Raw genomic sequence first — 18080 nt, 5'->3', positions numbered from 1 at the left:
AAAGAAGGGGGCTAGTGGCGCATAGACGTGGGTCGGTTTGCCAGTGATTTTTTTGCCAGGGCCACCGGCGCCATCGAGAGCAAGCCCCCTCCCACAGGTTGAAATGCGTTTCAAATGTGGGAGGGGGCTTGCCCCCGATGGCGGTATTCCAGGCACTAAATAACCTGCTCAAGCATCCATTTCACAAACTCCCTGACCTTCGGCACCTCCGCCGAATGCTCAGGATAAGCCAGGTAATACGCATCCTGGCTCGGCATTGCATGCTGCCAGGGAATCACCAGCTTGCCCTCGACCAGTTCCTCCTCCACCAGAAAGCGCGGTAGCAACGCCACGCCACAACCCACCTGCGCGGCGCGGATGCACATATAGAAGGTGTCGAAACGCGGCCCGTGGTAGCTGTGCTCGGTATGCATGCCCTGGCTGGCAAACCAGTCATGCCAGCCCTGGGGCCGCGAGGCGTTTTGCAGCAGCACCAGGTTGCTCAATTGCGTGGGGTCGGTGAAGGGCAGTGCGGGCAGGCTGTCGGGCGCACAGACAGGTACCAGCTCTTCGCTGAACAGCTTCAAACTCTCGGTGCCGGGGCGCGAACCCTGGCCGAAGTAGAAGGCCATGTCGGCCTTGCCTTGCAGCAACTCGTCAGGTTCCTGCTCGTTGCACAGGTCCAGGTGAATCTGCGGGTGGCGCAGGCGCCAACCCTTGAGGCGCGGCACCAGCCAGCGCGCGCCGAAGGTGTAGGGCGTGGATACCCGCAGCACTTCGGTCTCGCCGCCGTAGGAGCGCAGGTAATGGGTAGACATCTCCACCTGGGTGAGGATCTTGCGCACTTCCACCAAGTACAGATCACCCGCCGGGGTCATCTGCAAGCGGCGACGCACTCGGCGAAACAGCAGGTGTTGCAGCAGCTCTTCCAACTGTGCCACCTGTTTGCTCACCGCGCTTTGCGTAAGGTTCAGCTCCTCGGCTGCACGGGTAAAGCTCAGGTGGCGGGTGGCGGCTTCGAAACACTGCAGGGCGGTGATCGAGGGCAAATGTCTTTTGTTCAGCACGGCATGCCTCTTTTTATTCTTTGCATGAATAAACGGAATGATATCTCGCCTAATCGTCGTTTGTTGGCAAGTCTTGGGCCAGCTACAAATAAGCGCTGGATCGCCGTGTCGGTGGCGGCGCGAATTTTCTGTTTGAGATTGAAGGAGTGACCCATGGTTGCCGCATTGCTTGATCGTCTCGGGGTAAACCCGGCGCTGTACCAATCGGGCAAGCAGCCCGTGCATTCGCCGATCGATGGTAGCCAGATCGGCAGTGTGCACTGGGAAGGCGCCGCCGAGGTGGAGCAACAGGTCAGTCGCGCCGAGCATGCATTCGAGGCCTGGCGCAAGGTGCCGGCGCCGCGACGCGGCGAGCTGGTACGCCAGTTCGGCGACGTGCTGCGCCAATACAAGGCCGACCTCGGCGAACTGGTGTCATGGGAAGCCGGCAAGATTACCCAGGAAGGCTTGGGCGAAGTACAGGAGATGATTGACATCTGCGACTTCGCCGTCGGCCTGTCGCGCCAGCTGTATGGCTTGACCATCGCCTCCGAGCGCCCCGGCCACCATATGCGTGAAACCTGGCACCCGCTGGGCGTGGTCGGTGTGATCAGCGCCTTCAATTTTCCGGTGGCCGTGTGGGCGTGGAATACCACCCTGGCCCTGGTGTGCGGTAACGCGGTGATCTGGAAACCCTCGGAAAAGACCCCGCTCACTGCACTGGCCTGCCAGGCACTGTTCGAGCGCGTGTTGAAGACATTCGACGGTGCCCCCGAGTACCTCAGCCAGGTGATCATTGGCGGTCGCGACGCCGGCGCCGCGCTGGTGGATGACCCGCGCGTCGCCCTGATCAGTGCCACTGGCAGCACGCGCATGGGCCGTGAAGTGGCGCCGAAAGTCGCCGCCCGCTTCGCCCGCAGCATCCTCGAGTTGGGCGGCAACAACGCCATGATCCTCGGCCCGAGCGCCGACCTGGACATGGCCGTGCGCGCCATCCTGTTCAGCGCCGTCGGCACTGCCGGCCAGCGCTGCACCACCCTGCGCCGTCTGATTGCCCATGAGTCGGTCAAGGACGAAATTGTCACTCGCCTCAAGGCCGCCTACGCCAAGGTGCGCATCGGCCACCCGCTGGAAGGCAACCTGATCGGCCCGCTGATCGACAAGCAGGGCTTCGACAACATGCAGGATGCCCTTGAGCAAGCCTTGAGCGAAGGCGGCAAGGTGTTCGGCGGCAAGCGCCAGCTGCAAGACCAATTCCCCAACGCCTATTACGTGTCACCGGCCATCGTGGAAATGCCCGAGCAGAGCGACGTGGTGTGTACCGAGACGTTCGCGCCGATTCTCTACGTGGTCGGCTACACCGATTTCGCCGAAGCCTTGCGCTTGAACAACGCCGTGCCCCAGGGCTTGTCGTCATGCATCTTCACCACCGATGTGCGCGAAGCCGAGCAATTCATGTCGGCCGTGGGCAGCGATTGCGGCATTGCCAACGTCAACATCGGCCCGAGCGGCGCGGAGATTGGTGGCGCGTTTGGCGGTGAGAAAGAGACCGGCGGCGGCCGCGAGTCGGGGTCGGATGCATGGCGCGGGTATATGCGCCGGCAGACCAATACCGTGAACTACTCGCTGGAGCTGCCGTTGGCGCAGGGCATCACATTCGACTAAGTCCTCAAGTCGAAGTGAGGTCAAAATGTGGGAGGGGGCTTGCTCCCGATTGCGGTGGATCAGTTGTACATCTGCTGACTGACACGCCGCCATCGGGAGCAAGCCCCCTCCCACATTTGATTGGGCTCATAACTTAAAAAACTAGCTGTTTGTTAGGTCCTCTACGGAGTCTGGCAATGTCTTTACGCGAAACATGCTTATGGGAACAACTCACCCCCAGCCGACCGGATCGCGCCGCGCTCAAGGGCGCGGTCAAGGTGGATGTATGCGTGATCGGCGCCGGCATCACCGGCTTGTCGGCCGCTATTCACTTGCTGGAGCAGGGCAAAAGCGTTGCCGTGCTTGAAGCACATCGCACCGGCCATGGTGGCTCGGGGCGCAACGTCGGGCTGGTGAATGCCGGCATGTGGATCCCACCGGACGAGATCGAAGCCGGTTTCGGAACGGCGGTGGGCAGCCAGCTCAATCGCATGTTGGGCGCGGCGCCGTCCCTGGTGTTCGGCCTGGTCGACAAGTACCGCATCGATTGCCAATTGCGCCGCGAGGGCACTTTGCACATGGCCCACAATGCCCGTGGCGAGGCGGATTTGCGCAGCCGTGAAGAGCAGTGGAAACGCCGTGGTGCTCCGGTTGAGTTACTGACCGGGCAAGCATGCGAGCAAGCCACCGGGACCAAGAAAATCGCTGCCGCGTTGCTGGATCGGCGCGCCGGCACCTTGAACCCCATGGCTTACACGACGGGCTTGGCGAATGCCGCCGTGGTGCTGGGCGGGCAGCTGTTCGACCATTCACCGGTCACCCAGCTGGAGCGCCAAGGTGCCGATTGGTCAGTGCAGACCGCCGAGGGCGCGGTGCAGGCCGCACAGGTGGTGATCGCCTCCAACGCCTACACCGAGGGCGAATGGACCGAGTTGCGGCGCAATTTCTTCCCCGGCTATTACTACCAAGTGGCGTCGACGCCGTTGACCGACGATGCCGCCCAGCAGATCCTCCCCGGCGGCCAGGGCTCATGGGACACGCGCCAGGTACTGAGTAGCATCCGTCGTGATGCCGATGGCCGCCTGTTGCTTGGCAGCCTGGGCAACGGCAACCAGAAACCAGCCTGGTTCCTCAAGGCGTGGGCTGATCGGGTGCAGCAGCACTACTTCCCCTACCTCAAATCGGTGCAGTGGGAATGCACCTGGACCGGTTGCATCGCCTTCACGCCAGACCATCTGATGCGCCTGTTCGAGCCGGCGCCAGGGCTGGTGGCGGTCACCGGCTATAACGGCCGTGGCGTGACCACCGGCAGCGTGGTGGGCAAGGCGTTTGCCGACTATCTGTGTCACCAGGATCCCCAGGCCCTGCCGATCCCGTTTGCGCCCATGCAACCCTTGACCGGGGCAAGCCTGCGCAGCTGCTTGTATGAAGCTGGATTCTCGCTGTATCACGCCGGGCAATGCCTGAGGATCGTGATCTGATCAGCGAAATACCGCTCAAAAGCCTGCATTTTCTTAGCAGGCTACCCATCTGTATTGGTGCAAGGCGTAGCAATCACGCACTGTAAATGTGCAGTTCCGTTACGCACGTTGTTACAGCAGTAGGAACTGTCGTTTATCCCTCTGGTTGCAGCTGCGACCTGGCAGGGTTGTACTTTTTTGGCTCGTTGGTTGCACCTATCGGTGCTAGACGGTTGCACGTCCTGGCAAAAGGCGTCGAAACGCCTGTAATAACAATGACACCGTGTCTTTTTGAAGAATAAAAACGTAATGGCACGCGGCTTGCTCTGAGCTTTCGGTGAAAGGTTTGAATGCAAGTTGTCGTGCCAAAAATCAAAAATATCGGAGCACCACTCATGTCCCAGACGTTTTACAAGAAAGGTTTTCTGGCCCTCGCCGTTGCAGCGGCGCTGGGTGTTTCTACGTTTGTTCAAGCCGATGTGAAGATTGGTGTGGCGGGCCCGATGACGGGCGCCAACGCCGCTTTCGGTGAGCAGTACATGAAGGGTGCCCAGGCGGCAGCCGACGTTATCAACAAGGCCGGCGGCATCAACGGCGAGCAGATCAAGCTGATTGCCGGCGATGACGCCTGTGAACCCAAGCAAGCCGTGGCCGTTGCCAACCGCCTCGCGGACCAGGACAAAGTCATCGGCGTGGTCGGGCACTTCTGCTCCTCGAACACTATTCCGGCATCTGAGGTCTACGACGAAGCCGGCATCATCGCCATCACCCCGGGCTCCACCAACCCTCAAGTCACCGAGCGCGGCTTGAGTGCGATGTTCCGCATGTGCGGGCGTGATGACCAGCAAGGCATCGTCGCCGGCGACTACATCGTCGACGTGCTCAAGGGCAAGAAAGTCGCGGTGATCAACGACAAGGACACCTACGGCAAGGGCCTGGCCGACGCTACCGCTGCGCAGTTGACCAAGCGTGGCGTCAAGCCGGTGCTGGAAGAGGGCCTGACCCGTGGCGAGAAAGACTTCAGCGCCCTGGTCACCAAGATCCGTTCCCTGGGCGCCGACGTGGTGTACTTCGGCGGCTTGCATCCGGAAGCCGGTCCGTTGGTGCGCCAGATCCGTGAAGCCGGTTTGAAAGACGTCAAGTTCATGTCCGATGACGGCGTGGTGACCGATGAACTGGTGGCGACTGCCGGTGGTGCGCAGTACGTCGATGGCGTGTACATGACCTTCGGCGCCGATCCGCGCCTGCTGCCGGACAGCAAGACCGTGGTGGAAGAATTCCGCAAAAACGGCACCGAGCCCGAAGGCTACACGCTGTACGCCTACGCCTCGATCCAGGCCCTGGCTGCCGGCTTCAACGGTGCCAAGTCCAACAAGGGCGAAGACGCTGCCAAGTGGCTCAAGGCCAACCCGGTTAAAACCGTCATGGGCGAAAAAGCCTGGGATGCCAAGGGCGACCTGAAAGTCTCTGACTACGTGGTTTACCAGTGGGACAAGGACGGCAAATACCATCAGTTGGAAAAGCAGAAGTAAGCCTGAGCACCACAGTGCCAATGTGGGAGGGGGCTTGCTCCCGATAGCGCAGTGTCAGCCAATACATGCATGACTGACCCACCGCAATCGGGAGCAAGCCCCCTCCCACAGGAGAGTGGCGTTGTTATTGAGATCTGTTTTTTCCTCCAGAAGCGCCGCACACCCACTGGTGTGCAGGTGCTCACCGCGTGAGATTGCGTTATGGATGGTATTTTCCTGCAGCAACTGGTCAACGGCCTGACCCTCGGGTCGGTCTATGGCCTGATCGCCATCGGCTACACAATGGTCTATGGCATCATTGGCATGATCAACTTCGCCCACGGCGAGGTTTATATGATTTCCGCTTACCTCGCGGCGATCAGTCTGGCACTGCTGGCTTACTTCGGCATCGAATCCTTCCCGCTGCTCATTCTCGGCACCTTGATCTTCACCGTGGTCGTCACCGGCGTTTATGGTTGGGTGATTGAGCGTGTCGCCTATAAGCCGCTGCGTAACTCCACTCGACTGGCCCCGCTGATCAGCGCCATCGGTATCTCACTGATCTTGCAGAACTACGCCCAGATCGCCCAGGGCGCCAAGCAACAAGGCATCCCGACCCTGCTGGCCGGCGCCTGGCGCGTCGATATCGGCACTGGCTTCGTGCAACTGACCTACACCAAAGTGTTCATTCTCGTGGCGGCGTTCGCCGGCATGGCATTGCTCACCTACATCATCAAATACACCAAGCTGGGCCGCATGTGCCGCGCCACCCAGCAAGACCGCAAGATGGCCTCGATCCTGGGCATCAACACCGACCGGGTGATCTCCTACGTGTTCGTCATCGGCGCGGCCATGGCCGCCCTGGCCGGCGTGCTCATCACCCTCAACTACGGCACCTTCGACTTCTATGCCGGCTTCATCATCGGCATCAAGGCATTTACCGCAGCGGTACTCGGCGGCATCGGCTCCCTGCCTGGGGCGATGCTCGGCGGGATCATCCTCGGTATCTCTGAGTCGCTGTTCTCGGGGTTGATCAACTCTGACTACAAAGACGTGTTCAGTTTCTCCCTGCTGGTGGTGATTCTGATTTTCCGTCCCCAGGGCCTGCTTGGTCGCCCACTTGTGGCGAAGGTGTAAACATGTCTGCTGCCAAATCCATTGATATCAAGAAAAGTGTGGTCGATACGGTCCTCGCCGGGCTGATTTCGCTGATCGTGTTCGGCCCCATCGTCGGCGTGGTGCTCGACGGCTACAGCTTCAACCTGGAGCCGATGCGCGTTGCCACATTGGTCGCCATTGTGATGGCCGGACGTTTTGCCTTGAGCCTGTTCCTGCAAACCCCCAAGGGTGTGAAGATTCTGCAGGGCTTCGAAAGCAGCGGCTCGGGTGTGCACGTGCTGCCACCGGACTACAAGTCGCGGTTGCGCTGGATCATCCCCGCGTTGATCGTGATCGCCATCGTGTTCCCGATCTTCGCCAACAAATACCTGCTCACCGTGGTTATCCTCGGGCTGATCTACGTGTTGCTCGGCCTGGGGCTGAACATCGTGGTGGGCCTGGCCGGCTTGCTCGACCTGGGCTACGTGGCGTTCTACGCCATCGGTGCCTATGGCTTGGCGCTGGGTTATCAATACCTCGGCCTGGGCTTCTGGACGGTGCTGCCATTGGCGGCCATTGCGGCGGCATTGGCGGGGTGCATACTCGGCTTCCCGGTGCTACGAATGCACGGTGACTACCTGGCCATCGTGACCCTGGGTTTTGGTGAAATCATTCGCCTGGTGCTCAACAACTGGCTGTCGTTCACCGGCGGCCCCAATGGTATGCCAGTACCTTCTCCAACCTTCCTGGGCCTGGAGTTCGGCAAGCGAGCGAAGGATGGCGGCGTCCCGTTCCACGAGTTCTTTGGCATCGATTACAACCCCAACATCAAGTTCATGTTCATCTACATTGTGCTGTTCCTGGTGGTGCTGGCGGTGCTGTACATCAAGCATCGCCTGACCCGCATGCCGGTGGGCCGCGCCTGGGAAGCCTTGCGCGAAGATGAAATCGCCTGCCGCTCCATGGGCCTGAACCATGTGCTGGTCAAGCTCTCGGCGTTCACCATCGGCGCATCCACCGCCGGGTTGGCCGGGGTGTTTTTTGCCAGCTACCAGGGCTTCGTCAACCCGTCGTCGTTTACCTTCTTCGAGTCGGCATTGATCCTCGCCATTGTGGTGCTAGGCGGCATGGGCTCGACGGTGGGCGTGGTGATCGCGGCGTTCGTACTGACTGTTGCGCCTGAACTGCTGCGCAGCTTCTCCGAGTACCGCGTCCTGCTGTTTGGCGTGCTGATGGTGGTGATGATGATCTGGCGACCCCGTGGCTTGATTCGAATCAGCCGTACCGGTGTGACGCCACGTAAGGGGGTAGCACCATGAGTAAGGAAGTTGTGCTGTCCGTGGAACACCTGATGATGCACTTCGGTGGCATCAAGGCCTTGAGCGATGTGAGCCTCAAGGTCGAACGCAACTCGATCTTCGCTCTGATCGGCCCCAACGGCGCCGGCAAGACCACGGTGTTCAACTGCCTCACCGGCTTCTACAAAGCCAGCGGCGGCAAGATCGAACTCAATGTGCGAGGCCAGCAGACCAACGTGATCCAGTTGCTCGGCGAGCGCTTCAAGGCGGTGGACTTCGTGTCGCCGAAAAGCTTCCTCAGCCGCGTGTACTACAAGATGTTCGGCGGCACCCACCTGGTAAACCGCGCCGGCCTGGCACGGACCTTCCAGAACATTCGCCTGTTCAAGGAAATGTCGGTGCTGGAAAATCTGCTGGTGGCCCAACACATGTGGGTCAACCGCAATATGCTGGCCGGCATCCTCAACACCAAGGGCTACCGCAAGGCCGAAAGCGATGCCCTCGACCATGCCTTCTATTGGCTGGAAGTGGTCGACCTGGTGGACTGTGCCAACCGCCTGGCCGGCGAGCTCTCCTACGGCCAGCAGCGCCGCCTGGAAATTGCTCGCGCCATGTGCACGCGGCCGCAGATCATCTGCCTGGACGAACCCGCTGCGGGTCTCAATCCCCAGGAAACCGAAGCCCTCAGCGCGATGATTCGCCTGCTGCGCGACGAACACGACCTCACGGTGGTGCTGATCGAACACGACATGGGCATGGTGATGAGTATTTCCGACCACATCGTGGTACTGGACCACGGCAACGTTATCGCCGAAGGCGGCCCGGAGGCGATCCGCAACGACCCGAAAGTGATTGCCGCCTACCTGGGCGCGGACGAAGAGGAGCTGGTATGAGTGCGCCTATCCTCGAAATGAAGGATCTGGACGTGTATTACGGCCCGATCCAGGCCCTGAAAAAAGTCTCGCTGTACATCAACGAAGGCGAAACCGTCAGCCTGATCGGCTCCAACGGCGCGGGTAAATCCACGCTGCTGATGTCGATCTTTGGCCAGCCACGGGCCGAGTCGGGGCAGATCCTCTACAACGGCGTCGATATTACCCACAAGTCGTCCCACTACATCGCTTCCAACGGCATTGCGCAGTCGCCGGAAGGGCGGCGGGTGTTCCCCGACATGACCGTCGAGGAAAACCTGCTGATGGGCACCATCCCCATTGGCGACAAGTTTGCCGGCGAGGACATGCAACGCATGTTCGAGCTGTTCCCACGCCTCAAGGAGCGGCGCAACCAGCGGGCCATGACCATGTCTGGCGGCGAACAGCAAATGCTCGCCATCGCCCGTGCATTGATGAGTAGGCCCAAGCTGTTGCTGCTGGATGAGCCGAGCCTGGGATTGGCGCCGATTGTAGTGAAGCAGATCTTCTCAACCCTGCGTGAACTGGCCTCCACCGGGATGACCATCTTCCTGGTGGAGCAGAACGCCAACCATGCGCTGCGCTTGTCGGATCGGGCGTATGTGATGGTCAATGGTGAGATTCGCCTCACGGGCACCGGTAAAGAGCTGCTGGTGAATGAGGAAGTTCGCAACGCTTACCTAGGCGGTCACTAACTGTTACTCAGTACCCTGTGGGAGGGGGCTTGCTCCCGATAGCGGTGTGTCAGTTTAAGAAGTGCTGACTGACAAATCGCTATCGGAGCAAGCCCCCTCCCACATTTGATTGTGGGGTCCATAAGGCCTTTCTCCAAATTGTGGAAAACAAATCCAGCGACCCTCCAAAGCGCGACATATAGCCGCCGCAAATCCCTGTTTTGTCACAGTTTTGACTTGTCCCCATCCACTGTGGAACCGGCTGTGGGTAACGTGGGAGTAGCTGGCTGAAAGCCTTTAAAAACGTGGCTTACAGCCTCGTGGTTGTTTTTTGATCAGTCGGTTTTTTGCGGCCGTCCGAGGGTTTTGTCAACCTGTTTAAAGACACAGGTATATGACCGGAATGTGACCGTCCAGCCTGTGGATAAGTCTGTGACTAAACTCTGGAAAGACCCCCGAAGGGGCCGGAATGACTGGCCTGGAGCCATCGTTATGCTTTGCCGCATATGTCAGCGGCTACATACGCTTGCATCCAGGTCAAGCAAAAAACTTTCCAGACCTGCCTGAAAGCCTTGTATACAGCGGCTTCAAGCAGTTTGCACTTGCCCCCAAAGACTGTGGGCGCAGTTGTGGATAACCTGCGCGCATATGGCTGCAAGCCACGGTTTATAAGGCTCTACTCGATATGGTTAAAAAATGATCAGTCATGCATGAAGGTGTGTGCATAGCGGTTGCCGCAAGGGCGGCGTAAGGGCATTCTGCTGGCTGCTTTTTTCCCCGATGCCCGCAAGGAGAACACCATGTCCGACACGCTATTTATCACTGGCGCCACTTCAGGTTTCGGCGAAGCCTGTGCTCGTCGTTTTGCCGAAGCCGGCTGGAAACTGGTGCTCACCGGTCGCCGTGCCGAGCGCTTGAGTGCGTTGGTTGAAGAGCTTTCCAAGCAGACCGAAGTGCATGGCCTGGTGGTAGATGTGCGTGACCGCAAGGGCATGGAAGACGCCATTGCCAACCTGCCACCGTCGTTCGCCAAGCTGCGCGGGCTGATCAACAACGCCGGCCTGGCCGTGGGTACCGACCCTGCGCCCAAGTGCAACCTCGACGATTGGGAAACCATGGTCGACACCAATATCAAAGGCCTGCTGACCACTACCAATCTGTTGCTGCCGCGCCTGATCGCCCATGGTCGCGGCGCCGGGATCATCAACCTGGGTTCTATCGCCGGCAACTATCCTTACCCGGGCAGCCACGTATATGGCGGCTCCAAGGCGTTCGTGAAACAGTTCTCGCTGAACCTGCGTTGCGACCTGCAAGGCACCGGTGTACGCGTAACCAACATCGAGCCGGGGCTGTGTGAGAGCGAGTTCTCCCTGGTACGGTTTGGCGGTGACCAAGCGCGTTATGACGCCACCTATGCAGGTGCCGAGCCGATTCAGCCGCAGGATATTGCCGATACGATTTTCTGGGTGATGAATACGCCGGCGCACGTGAATATCAACCGCTTGGAGCTGATGCCGGTGAGCCAGACCTGGGCTGGGTTTGCGATTGAGCGTGGGACTAAGTAAGGCTTTAGACCGCGTCGCTGCCATCGGGGGCAAGTCGAATCGTCGCACCGCCCCTCCCACACTTGAATGGGTTAACAAATCAAGATCTATGAACCCGATCCAATGTGGGAGGGGGCTTGCCCCCGATGGCGTCAAATCGGCCAAAACAGGACATAAGGTACACTCCGCTCCTGAAAGCCCTCCGCACTGTGCGGTTTAAAGGTTTTGACAGGAGGAAATGTGAGTAACCGAGGTGAGCAGGCACTGCTCAAACAATCGACGATCCTGATGTTCGCTGTAGCGATCGCCGGGATTGTCACGGGTGTGATATCCGGCGCCCAATCCATTCTGTTCGACGGCTTTTTCTCGCTGATCGCCACCGCCATCAAGGTGCTGATGCTGATCACGGCCAAGCTGATCGCCAAGAAAAGCAACGAGCGTTTCCAGTTCGGCTATTGGCACCTGGAGCCGATGGTGCTGTTGATCGAAGGCAGTTTCCTGCTGTTGATCGCCATCTACGCGTTCCTCAATGGTGTGTTCGGCATTATCAATGGCGGGCGCGAGATCGAGTTGGGGTTGGTGATCGTTTATGCGGCGGTGTTTACCGTCGTGGAGTTCGCCTACTTCTTCTATGTGCGCTACCGCAACCGCAGGCTCAAATCATCGCTGATCCAGTTCGACAACATCAGTTGGCTGGTAGACGCGATGCTCTCGGTGGGCTTGCTGATCAGCTTCCTTGCCGCGCTGTTGCTCAAGTCCCAGGGTTATGGCGAGTGGGCGGTGTATGTCGACCCGTTGATCCTGATCCTGCTGGCCCTGAGTATGCTGGCGCCAGCATTCAAGATCCTGCGCCCGGCGTTGCGCGAGGTATTGGGAATCGCCCCGGACCATCTGGACGACAAAGTGCGCGAAGTAATGGACGCGGCGCAGGCCAAGCACGGTTTCGACGATTACGTGTCCTACGTGCAGAAGCACGGGCGGGCGCGGTTTATCGAGATTCATGTGGTATTGCCGGCGGATTACCCGGTGGATAAGGTTGCGACGTTGGATGGGCTGCGCGAAGAGATATCCACAGGGCTGGGCACGCCGGATGCGGCGCGTTGGCTGACGATCAGTTTTACGGGCGACCGCAAGTGGATTGCGTGAGGTCAGTCAGACCGAGTTGAGGCCATCGGGAGCAAGCCCCCTCCCACATTAGACCGAGTTCCCACATGAAAACGCGGACAAAGGTGGGAGGGGGCTTGCCCCCGATGAGGCCCTGAAGGTCACCCAAGCTGCTTGATCAAACCCTGGTAGCAGGTCGCCAAGTGATACGGCGTAGTCGACGGCATATCCCGTCGGCTCACGGAGCCCTGGGCATCCAGGCATTCATGCCAGCCCTTGGCATGCAGAAAATGCTCTTGCAGCGCCAGCAATTGGCGCTGCAGCACCGCCTCACTGCCTGGTCGTAACGTCAGCGCACGCAAGTACTCGGCCTGAGCCCAGATACGTTGGGTGCCGTCGCGCACCGTGCCATCCAGCGCAAGCATGCCACTGACCGCACCGCTCGATTTATCCACACCCATTTCTTCGGCATAGGCAAACGCCCGTGTCAGTGACGCATGCAGCGGTGTGCCGCGCAGCACCTCTGACGATTCCAGCAAAAAGAACCATTCGAACTGGTGCCCTGGCTCAAACCAGTTATCCACAGCCCCCAACGGTTTTTCCATCATCACGCCATGCTCGCGGTCGATGAAGCGTTGCTGCATGGCCGTCGCCAACGCCAGCAGGGCCGCCTGGACGTCGGCATCCTCACGCACTGCGAGAGTCGCAAGGAAGCCTTCGGCCAGGTGCATTAACGGGTTCTGCAATGGCCCTGAACCCAGCGAGGCCCAGTTACGCTCCAGCACTGCCTCATACAGGCCATCGCCCGTGGCAAAGCGCTGGGCGACGACTTCCAAGGCGGCATTGAGCACCGATTCCACCAGCGGTTCACGCACCTTGGCCCAGTAATGGGCGCAGGCAAAGATGATGAAGGCATGGGTGTAGAGGTCTTTGCGTTTGTCCTGCGGTTGGCCGGCGGGGTCGATGCTGTAGAACCAGCCACCGTGCTCGGCATCGTGGAAGTGCCGTTGCAGGGAGCGGAACAGCGCCGCTGCACGCTCTTCGGCAAAGGCCGCGCCGGGCTCACCGATCAGGTTGGCGAACAGGTACAACTGCCGGGCACAGGCCATGGCGCGGTAGCGTTGCGGGGGCAGCGGCTGGTGATCGGCGTCCAGCGCCTCGAAGGGCAGTGCCAGGTCGGCATTCCAGCCTGGGCCTTGCCAGAGGGGCACGATCAGGTCGTGGAAGTGCGTGAGCACGGTGTTCAGGGAAGGGGGGGAAGCGATGGGCATTGGCTGGCGTCGTCACGGCAGGGGTGTAGGCGCGCATGGTAGCAGGCTTGGCAACTGTGGTGTCTGCACCAGCGCTATCGGGGGCTTGCCCCCGATGGCGCCTTCAGCCGCGCCGCAAATCACCCCGCCAACAACCAAACCCCAGTTGCCGCCGAAGCCGCCCCGGCCACTCGCACCAAGGGCGCCGCCGCAACCGGCAGAAAGCGCACCACCGCATAACCTGCGGCATGCAACACCGCAGTCGCCCCCACAAACCCAGCGGCATACGCCCAAGGGCTGGTCATGTCCGGCAATTCCAAACCATGGGCTACACCATGGAACAACGCAAACAACGCCGTGGCACCCACGGCCACAAAAAGCGGCGGCCGCACTGCCAACGCTACAGCCAGGCCCAACGCCAGCACCGACGCCGCAATCCCGCTCTCCAGCGCCGGCAATTGCAGCCCTTCAAAACCCAGCACGCCGCCAATCAACATGGTGCCAACGAAAGCACAAGGCAGCGCCCAGCGTGCGTTGCCTTTTTGCTGCGCCGCCCATAGACCGACCGCTACCATGGCCAGCAAGTGATCGAGGCCACCCAACGGGTGGCTGATGCCGGCCACCAGGCCATTGTCGCCGTGGCCAGGATGGGCGAAGGCCAGGGCAGGGACGAGCAGCAGCGTGGCCGCGGCGAAGAGTTTGTTGAGGCTCATGGACAGGTTCCTTATAGGTTGATCAGGCGGCGGTCAGCAGGCCCTGGCGTTCGATAAAGGCGACGATTTCTTCCAGGCCGACCCCGGTTTTCTGGTTGCTGAACACAAAGGGCTTACCGTTGCGCATGCGCTGGGTGTCGCTGTTCATCAATTCCAGCGAGGCGCCCACCAGCGGGGCCAGGTCGATCTTGTTGATCACCAGCAAGTCGGATTTGCAAATTCCGGGCCCGCCCTTGCGTGGCAGCTTGTCGCCAGCGGACACATCGATCACATAGATGGTCAGGTCCGACAGTTCCGGGCTGAAAGTGGCCGACAGGTTGTCACCGCCGGACTCCACCAGGATCAGGTCCAGGCCCGGGAAGCGGCGGTTGAGCTGGTCGACGGCCTCCAGGTTGATCGAGGCGTCTTCGCGAATCGCCGTGTGCGGGCAACCACCGGTTTCCACGCCGATGATGCGCTCGGGCGCCAGGGCCTGGTTGCGCACCAGGAAGTCGGCGTCTTCGCGGGTGTAGATGTCGTTGGTGACCACCGCCAGGTTGTAGCGATCACGCAGGGCCAGGCACAGGGCCAGGGTCAGGGCGGTCTTGCCGGAGCCCACCGGGCCGCCGATGCCGACGCGCAGGGGTTGGGTGTTCATATCTGATTCTCCAAAAAAACTAGGAACGGAACAGGCGGCTGTATTGGCGCTCGTGGGCCATGCACGCCAGGGACAGGCCAAAGGCGGCGCTGCCCAAATGCTTGGGGTCGATGCGCTCGGCGTTTTGCTGGGCTTGTTGCAGCAGCGGCAACAGTTCGCTGGTCAGGCGTTGTGCGGCTTGCTGGCCGAGGGGCAGGGTTTTCATCAACACCGCCAGTTGGTTTTCCAGCCAGCTCCACAGCCAGGCGGCGAGGGCGTCCTCGGGGCTGATATTCCAGGCGCGGGCGGCGAGGGCCCAGCCGAGGGCCAGGTGCGGTTCGTCGCGTTGTGCAAGGAACTCACGGGCGGCGCTGTCCAGTTCCGGCAAGCCGTTGAGCAGTTGTTGCAAGGAATAGCCCATTTGCCGGCTCTCCTGATAAAGCTCGCGGGTCTCGCGGCTGGCACGGTGTTCTTCACACAGCTGCGCCAGCCTCGCCCATTCCTGATCGACAGCCGCGCGGCAGTGAGCGAGCAGCAGTGGCGCTTCGAAACGTGCCAGGTTGAGCAGCAATTGGTCGCTGATCCAGCGCCGGGCACTCGCGGCGTCCTGTACGCGGCCATTGTCCACGGCCATTTCCAGGCCTTGGGAATAGCTGTAGCCGCCAATCGGCAATTGCGGACTGGCCAGGCGCAACAGCGCCCAGGCTGGGTTCATGCGCGCACGCCGAACTGGTGCAGCTTGGGCGCGTAGTTGAAGTCTTCGTCGCCATGCCGCGAATGATGATGGCCACCGCCGTACGCACCATGTTCCGGCTGGAACGGCGCTTCGATGGTCTGCGCGTCGGCACCCAGCTGTTCAAGCATGGCCTTGAGCACGTAGTCATCGAGCAGACGCAGCCAGCCGTCGCCGACTTGCAGGGCCACATGGCGGTTACCCAGGTGGTAGGCCGCACGGGTCAGTTCAAACGCGTTGCGGCAAGTGACGTGCAGCAGCTGTTCAGGTCTGGCGCGAACGCGTACGACACGTCCGTCTTCGGCTTGTAGGAATTCGCCATCGTGCAGCGGCGGCTGACCACGCTCCAGAAACAGGCCGACGTCTTCACCCTCGGCACTGAAACAGCGCAGGCGGCTTTTGCTGCGGGCTTCGAAGTTCAGCAGCAACTCGGCGGCCCAGAGGGCTTGCGGGGCGATTCGGCGGTGTATCACCAGCATCAGGAGGCTTCCAGCTATGAGCGATGGATGAGCTAGAGCAAGGGGCTTGCCAATCCGCAGATTGAGTAGGAATTCCCTGTAGGTAGGCATGGGCATGCTGCCCAATAGGGCGTCAGGGAGTTCTCCAAGTGTATCGATTTGGTGCGTGACGGGATTTATAGCACCGGTGAGGGGCGTTTTACGTTTAAGTCGGTGCGGACTTTGATGAAGTTTCTTTCATCATTTTCTTGTTGGTGTTTTTTCGGATTTGTCCTACGCGTTATCAGGATTTGGAGTTCATGACATTACTCGCGGCTTATTTAGGCTGTGCGCCGTGTTTAATTCCACCGCGACGTTCATCATGTTTAGATCAATTTTATTCGTATGCCTTGCCAGTCTGACCTTTGTCATTTCATCGGCCTCGGCCAGTCTTCAACCACGCGCTACTCTCGGTACTTCCCTGCAGGCCATCAAGCCTGCGTCCATCGACGGCGTGATCGATCGCGCCCATGAGTTGTTGGGCACGCCTTATAAATGGGGCGGCACGTCGGCGGAACAAGGCTTCGATTGCAGCAGCTTCCTGGTGTATCTGTTCAAGACTGAAGCCAATGTGCTGATACCCCGCACTACCGCGGCCATGCACCGGTCCTCGGCGGCGACTATCAAGCGCAATGCCTTGAAGCCTGGGGATGCAGTATTTTTCAAAGGCAACGGGCGTGGCCAGGTCAGCCATGTCGGCCTGTATATTGGTGAAGGCAAATTCATCCATTCGCCGCGCACCGGCAAAAAGATCCGTATCGATTCACTGAGCAACAGCTATTGGAATAAAAACTACACCACTGCCAAGCGCTTCCACACGGCGGGCTGACCGGCTTATTCGGTGCTGCCCAGCCCCTGCCAATGCTTGAGGCCGATAAAGATAAAGCGAAGTTGCTGGGTTATTTTCGCCTGGGGCGTGAGGTGGGGCGGCAGGGCATGGGCCGGTGGGTCGATGATGTCGGGCAGGGTGGCGAACACACTTTTGACGATCAGGTCGGCCATTACATGCAAACCCTCTGGGTCCAGGTGCTGCAACTTCGGCATCAGCGTCAGGTCGGCCGCCAGGTCGCGGGTGATGTCTTCGCGCAGGGCCGCGATGGCTTGGCGTACCGCCAGGCAACCGCCGTACTGTTCACGGGCCAGGAACAGGAATTGTGAGCGGTTGGCCGAGACCACATCGAGAAAGATCCGTACGGAGGCATCGATAATGCCACCCATCACGAACTCGTTATGGCGCACCAGGCGAATCGTGGCGCGGAAGGTCTGGCCGACTTCACTGACCAACACCAGCCCCAACTGGTCCATGTCGGCAAAATGGCGATAGAAACCGGTAGGCACGATACCGGCGGTCTTGGCCACTTCGCGCAGGCTCAGGCTGCCAAACCCACGGCCACACTCCATCAGATGGCGGGCTGCGTCCATTAAGGCGAGGCGGGTCTGTTGCTTCTGTTCGGCACGGGGCAGCATGAGCGAATGGGCTTTGTCGGCGAGTACAGCGACGCACTCTAGCAAAAGCGCTTTGCCGGCGTCGAACTTGGCGGGGGCGAGGCGTGACGCGGTCTATATAAAAGCAAAAGCCCGATCGGCGGATCGGGCTTTTTTCTGGGCCACCACGGGCTTAGCTCTGTGCTTGATGCAGTTCTTGCAGACGGTCGGCACCGCCTTCAGCAACACCTTCGGTGTAGGCGCGTTTGTTGGCTTGTTCAGCACCGCCTTCTACCAAGCCTTTTTCTTGCAGACGGTTATAGCCATTTTCAGCCACGGCACCTTTGGCATAGTCGCGGTTTTCGTCTTCTTGCGAACCGCTGCGGGCCACGGTCTGGCTGGTTTGCACGGATTGGGCTTTATTTTGTGGGGTGGCCTGTTCGGCAGCTGGCAGGGCAAAAGCGCTGGAAGCCAGGACAGATAACAGGACGGTAGCGAGTAATTGGCGTTTCATGGTGGTTGCTCCTCGGAAGGGCGTTAAAGTGGGTACAGGGCTAATGCTACTCTTGATAAGTCG

General features: G+C 60.1%; 18 protein-coding genes. 10 read left to right on the top strand and 8 right to left on the bottom strand.

The annotated features are described in order from the left end of the window. Positions 1-155: 155 nt before the first annotated feature. Complete coding sequence (locus tag ASD70_RS18265; protein WP_056847093.1) at positions 156-1046, bottom strand: LysR family transcriptional regulator; 891 nt, start codon at positions 1044-1046, stop codon at positions 156-158. A 153-nt stretch (positions 1047-1199) separates the two neighbouring features. On the opposite strand from ASD70_RS18265, the gene amaB reads away from it, so the two are divergent. The 9 genes from amaB to ASD70_RS18220 all read left to right on the top strand — a co-directional run bounded on the left by amaB (position 1200) and on the right by ASD70_RS18220 (position 12311). Then, positions 1200-2690: an L-piperidine-6-carboxylate dehydrogenase gene (gene amaB, locus ASD70_RS18260; RefSeq protein WP_056847092.1), complete on the top strand. Its 1491-nt coding sequence runs from the start codon at positions 1200-1202 to the stop codon at positions 2688-2690. A gap of 176 nt (positions 2691-2866) precedes the next feature. Further along, positions 2867-4150 carry an L-pipecolate oxidase gene (amaA, locus tag ASD70_RS18255; RefSeq protein ID WP_056847091.1) on the top strand — a complete coding sequence of 428 codons (1284 nt, stop codon included), beginning with the start codon at positions 2867-2869 and terminating at the stop codon, positions 4148-4150. Positions 4151-4524: 374 nt separating this feature from the next. Then, positions 4525-5661: a branched-chain amino acid ABC transporter substrate-binding protein gene (locus ASD70_RS18250; protein WP_046070664.1), complete on the top strand. Its 1137-nt coding sequence runs from the start codon at positions 4525-4527 to the stop codon at positions 5659-5661. Between the two features lie 201 nt (positions 5662-5862). Then, entirely contained in the window at positions 5863-6777 is a 915-nt protein-coding gene (locus ASD70_RS18245; protein WP_003188099.1) for an ABC transporter permease subunit, read from the top strand. Positions 6778-6779: 2 nt separating this feature from the next. Then, complete coding sequence (livM, locus tag ASD70_RS18240; protein WP_046070665.1) at positions 6780-8057, top strand: high-affinity branched-chain amino acid ABC transporter permease LivM; 1278 nt, start codon at positions 6780-6782, stop codon at positions 8055-8057. Next, entirely contained in the window at positions 8054-8929 is an 876-nt protein-coding gene (locus tag ASD70_RS18235; RefSeq protein ID WP_046070666.1) for an ABC transporter ATP-binding protein, read from the top strand. The genes livM and ASD70_RS18235 overlap by 4 nt, the downstream gene beginning before the upstream one ends. Beyond that, entirely contained in the window at positions 8926-9642 is a 717-nt protein-coding gene (locus ASD70_RS18230) for an ABC transporter ATP-binding protein (protein ID WP_046070667.1), read from the top strand. The genes ASD70_RS18235 and ASD70_RS18230 overlap by 4 nt, the downstream gene beginning before the upstream one ends. A gap of 779 nt (positions 9643-10421) precedes the next feature. Next, a complete protein-coding gene (locus ASD70_RS18225) occupies positions 10422-11186 on the top strand; it encodes an SDR family oxidoreductase (protein ID WP_046070668.1) in 765 nt (254 codons plus the stop codon). 219 nt (positions 11187-11405) lie between these two features. After that, a complete protein-coding gene (locus ASD70_RS18220) occupies positions 11406-12311 on the top strand; it encodes a cation diffusion facilitator family transporter (RefSeq protein ID WP_046070669.1) in 906 nt (301 codons plus the stop codon). A gap of 119 nt (positions 12312-12430) precedes the next feature. Here the strand turns inward: ASD70_RS18220 and ASD70_RS18215 are convergent, their stop codons facing one another. From ASD70_RS18215 to ureE, 5 genes are all read right to left on the bottom strand, one after another. Continuing rightward, a complete protein-coding gene (locus ASD70_RS18215) occupies positions 12431-13540 on the bottom strand; it encodes an AGE family epimerase/isomerase (protein ID WP_056847090.1) in 1110 nt (369 codons plus the stop codon). 119 nt (positions 13541-13659) lie between these two features. Further along, positions 13660-14232: a HupE/UreJ family protein gene (locus ASD70_RS18210; RefSeq protein WP_056847089.1), complete on the bottom strand. Its 573-nt coding sequence runs from the start codon at positions 14230-14232 to the stop codon at positions 13660-13662. Between the two features lie 22 nt (positions 14233-14254). Continuing rightward, positions 14255-14869 carry an urease accessory protein UreG gene (ureG, locus tag ASD70_RS18205; protein WP_012721947.1) on the bottom strand — a complete coding sequence of 205 codons (615 nt, stop codon included), beginning with the start codon at positions 14867-14869 and terminating at the stop codon, positions 14255-14257. A 19-nt stretch (positions 14870-14888) separates the two neighbouring features. Then, the gene (locus tag ASD70_RS18200; RefSeq protein WP_046070672.1) at positions 14889-15563 is read right to left on the bottom strand and encodes an urease accessory protein UreF; all 675 of its coding nucleotides are present in this window, start codon (positions 15561-15563) and stop codon (positions 14889-14891) included. Further along, positions 15560-16060, bottom strand: coding sequence for an urease accessory protein UreE (gene ureE / locus ASD70_RS18195; protein WP_046070673.1), 501 nt, complete (start codon positions 16058-16060; stop codon positions 15560-15562). Before ureE ends, ASD70_RS18200 begins: the two co-directional genes overlap by 4 nt. A gap of 340 nt (positions 16061-16400) precedes the next feature. On the opposite strand from ureE, the gene ASD70_RS18190 reads away from it, so the two are divergent. Next, the gene (locus ASD70_RS18190) at positions 16401-16907 is read left to right on the top strand and encodes a C40 family peptidase (RefSeq protein WP_046072638.1); all 507 of its coding nucleotides are present in this window, start codon (positions 16401-16403) and stop codon (positions 16905-16907) included. 5 nt (positions 16908-16912) lie between these two features. Here the strand turns inward: ASD70_RS18190 and ASD70_RS18185 are convergent, their stop codons facing one another. Further along, complete coding sequence (locus tag ASD70_RS18185) at positions 16913-17545, bottom strand: TetR family transcriptional regulator (RefSeq protein ID WP_046070674.1); 633 nt, start codon at positions 17543-17545, stop codon at positions 16913-16915. Positions 17546-17696: 151 nt separating this feature from the next. Further along, positions 17697-18017, bottom strand: coding sequence for a hypothetical protein (locus ASD70_RS18180; protein ID WP_046070675.1), 321 nt, complete (start codon positions 18015-18017; stop codon positions 17697-17699). Positions 18018-18080 lie beyond the last annotated feature (63 nt).

This window comes from Pseudomonas sp. Root569 (genome assembly GCF_001427465.1).
Lineage (GTDB): Bacteria > Pseudomonadota > Gammaproteobacteria > Pseudomonadales > Pseudomonadaceae > Aquipseudomonas > Aquipseudomonas synxantha.
Note: the sequence above shows the minus strand (reverse complement) of the source record. Positions and strands in the feature narration are given on the sequence as shown.

Coding starts and splice junctions, on each gene's coding strand:
- amaB (WP_056847092.1), top strand. CDS start 1,200: ATGGTTGCCGCATTGCTTGATCGTCTCGGGGTAAACCCGGCGCTGTAC.
- amaA (WP_056847091.1), top strand. CDS start 2,867: ATGTCTTTACGCGAAACATGCTTATGGGAACAACTCACCCCCAGCCGA.
- ASD70_RS18250 (WP_046070664.1), top strand. CDS start 4,525: ATGTCCCAGACGTTTTACAAGAAAGGTTTTCTGGCCCTCGCCGTTGCA.
- ASD70_RS18245 (WP_003188099.1), top strand. CDS start 5,863: ATGGATGGTATTTTCCTGCAGCAACTGGTCAACGGCCTGACCCTCGGG.
- livM (WP_046070665.1), top strand. CDS start 6,780: ATGTCTGCTGCCAAATCCATTGATATCAAGAAAAGTGTGGTCGATACG.
- ASD70_RS18235 (WP_046070666.1), top strand. CDS start 8,054: ATGAGTAAGGAAGTTGTGCTGTCCGTGGAACACCTGATGATGCACTTC.
- ASD70_RS18230 (WP_046070667.1), top strand. CDS start 8,926: ATGAGTGCGCCTATCCTCGAAATGAAGGATCTGGACGTGTATTACGGC.
- ASD70_RS18225 (WP_046070668.1), top strand. CDS start 10,422: ATGTCCGACACGCTATTTATCACTGGCGCCACTTCAGGTTTCGGCGAA.
- ASD70_RS18215 (WP_056847090.1), bottom strand. CDS start 13,540: ATGCCCATCGCTTCCCCCCCTTCCCTGAACACCGTGCTCACGCACTTC.
- ASD70_RS18210 (WP_056847089.1), bottom strand. CDS start 14,232: ATGAGCCTCAACAAACTCTTCGCCGCGGCCACGCTGCTGCTCGTCCCT.
- ureG (WP_012721947.1), bottom strand. CDS start 14,869: ATGAACACCCAACCCCTGCGCGTCGGCATCGGCGGCCCGGTGGGCTCC.
- ASD70_RS18200 (WP_046070672.1), bottom strand. CDS start 15,563: ATGAACCCAGCCTGGGCGCTGTTGCGCCTGGCCAGTCCGCAATTGCCG.
- ureE (WP_046070673.1), bottom strand. CDS start 16,060: ATGCTGGTGATACACCGCCGAATCGCCCCGCAAGCCCTCTGGGCCGCC.
- ASD70_RS18190 (WP_046072638.1), top strand. CDS start 16,401: ATGTTTAGATCAATTTTATTCGTATGCCTTGCCAGTCTGACCTTTGTC.
- ASD70_RS18185 (WP_046070674.1), bottom strand. CDS start 17,545: ATGCTGCCCCGTGCCGAACAGAAGCAACAGACCCGCCTCGCCTTAATG.
- ASD70_RS18180 (WP_046070675.1), bottom strand. CDS start 18,017: ATGAAACGCCAATTACTCGCTACCGTCCTGTTATCTGTCCTGGCTTCC.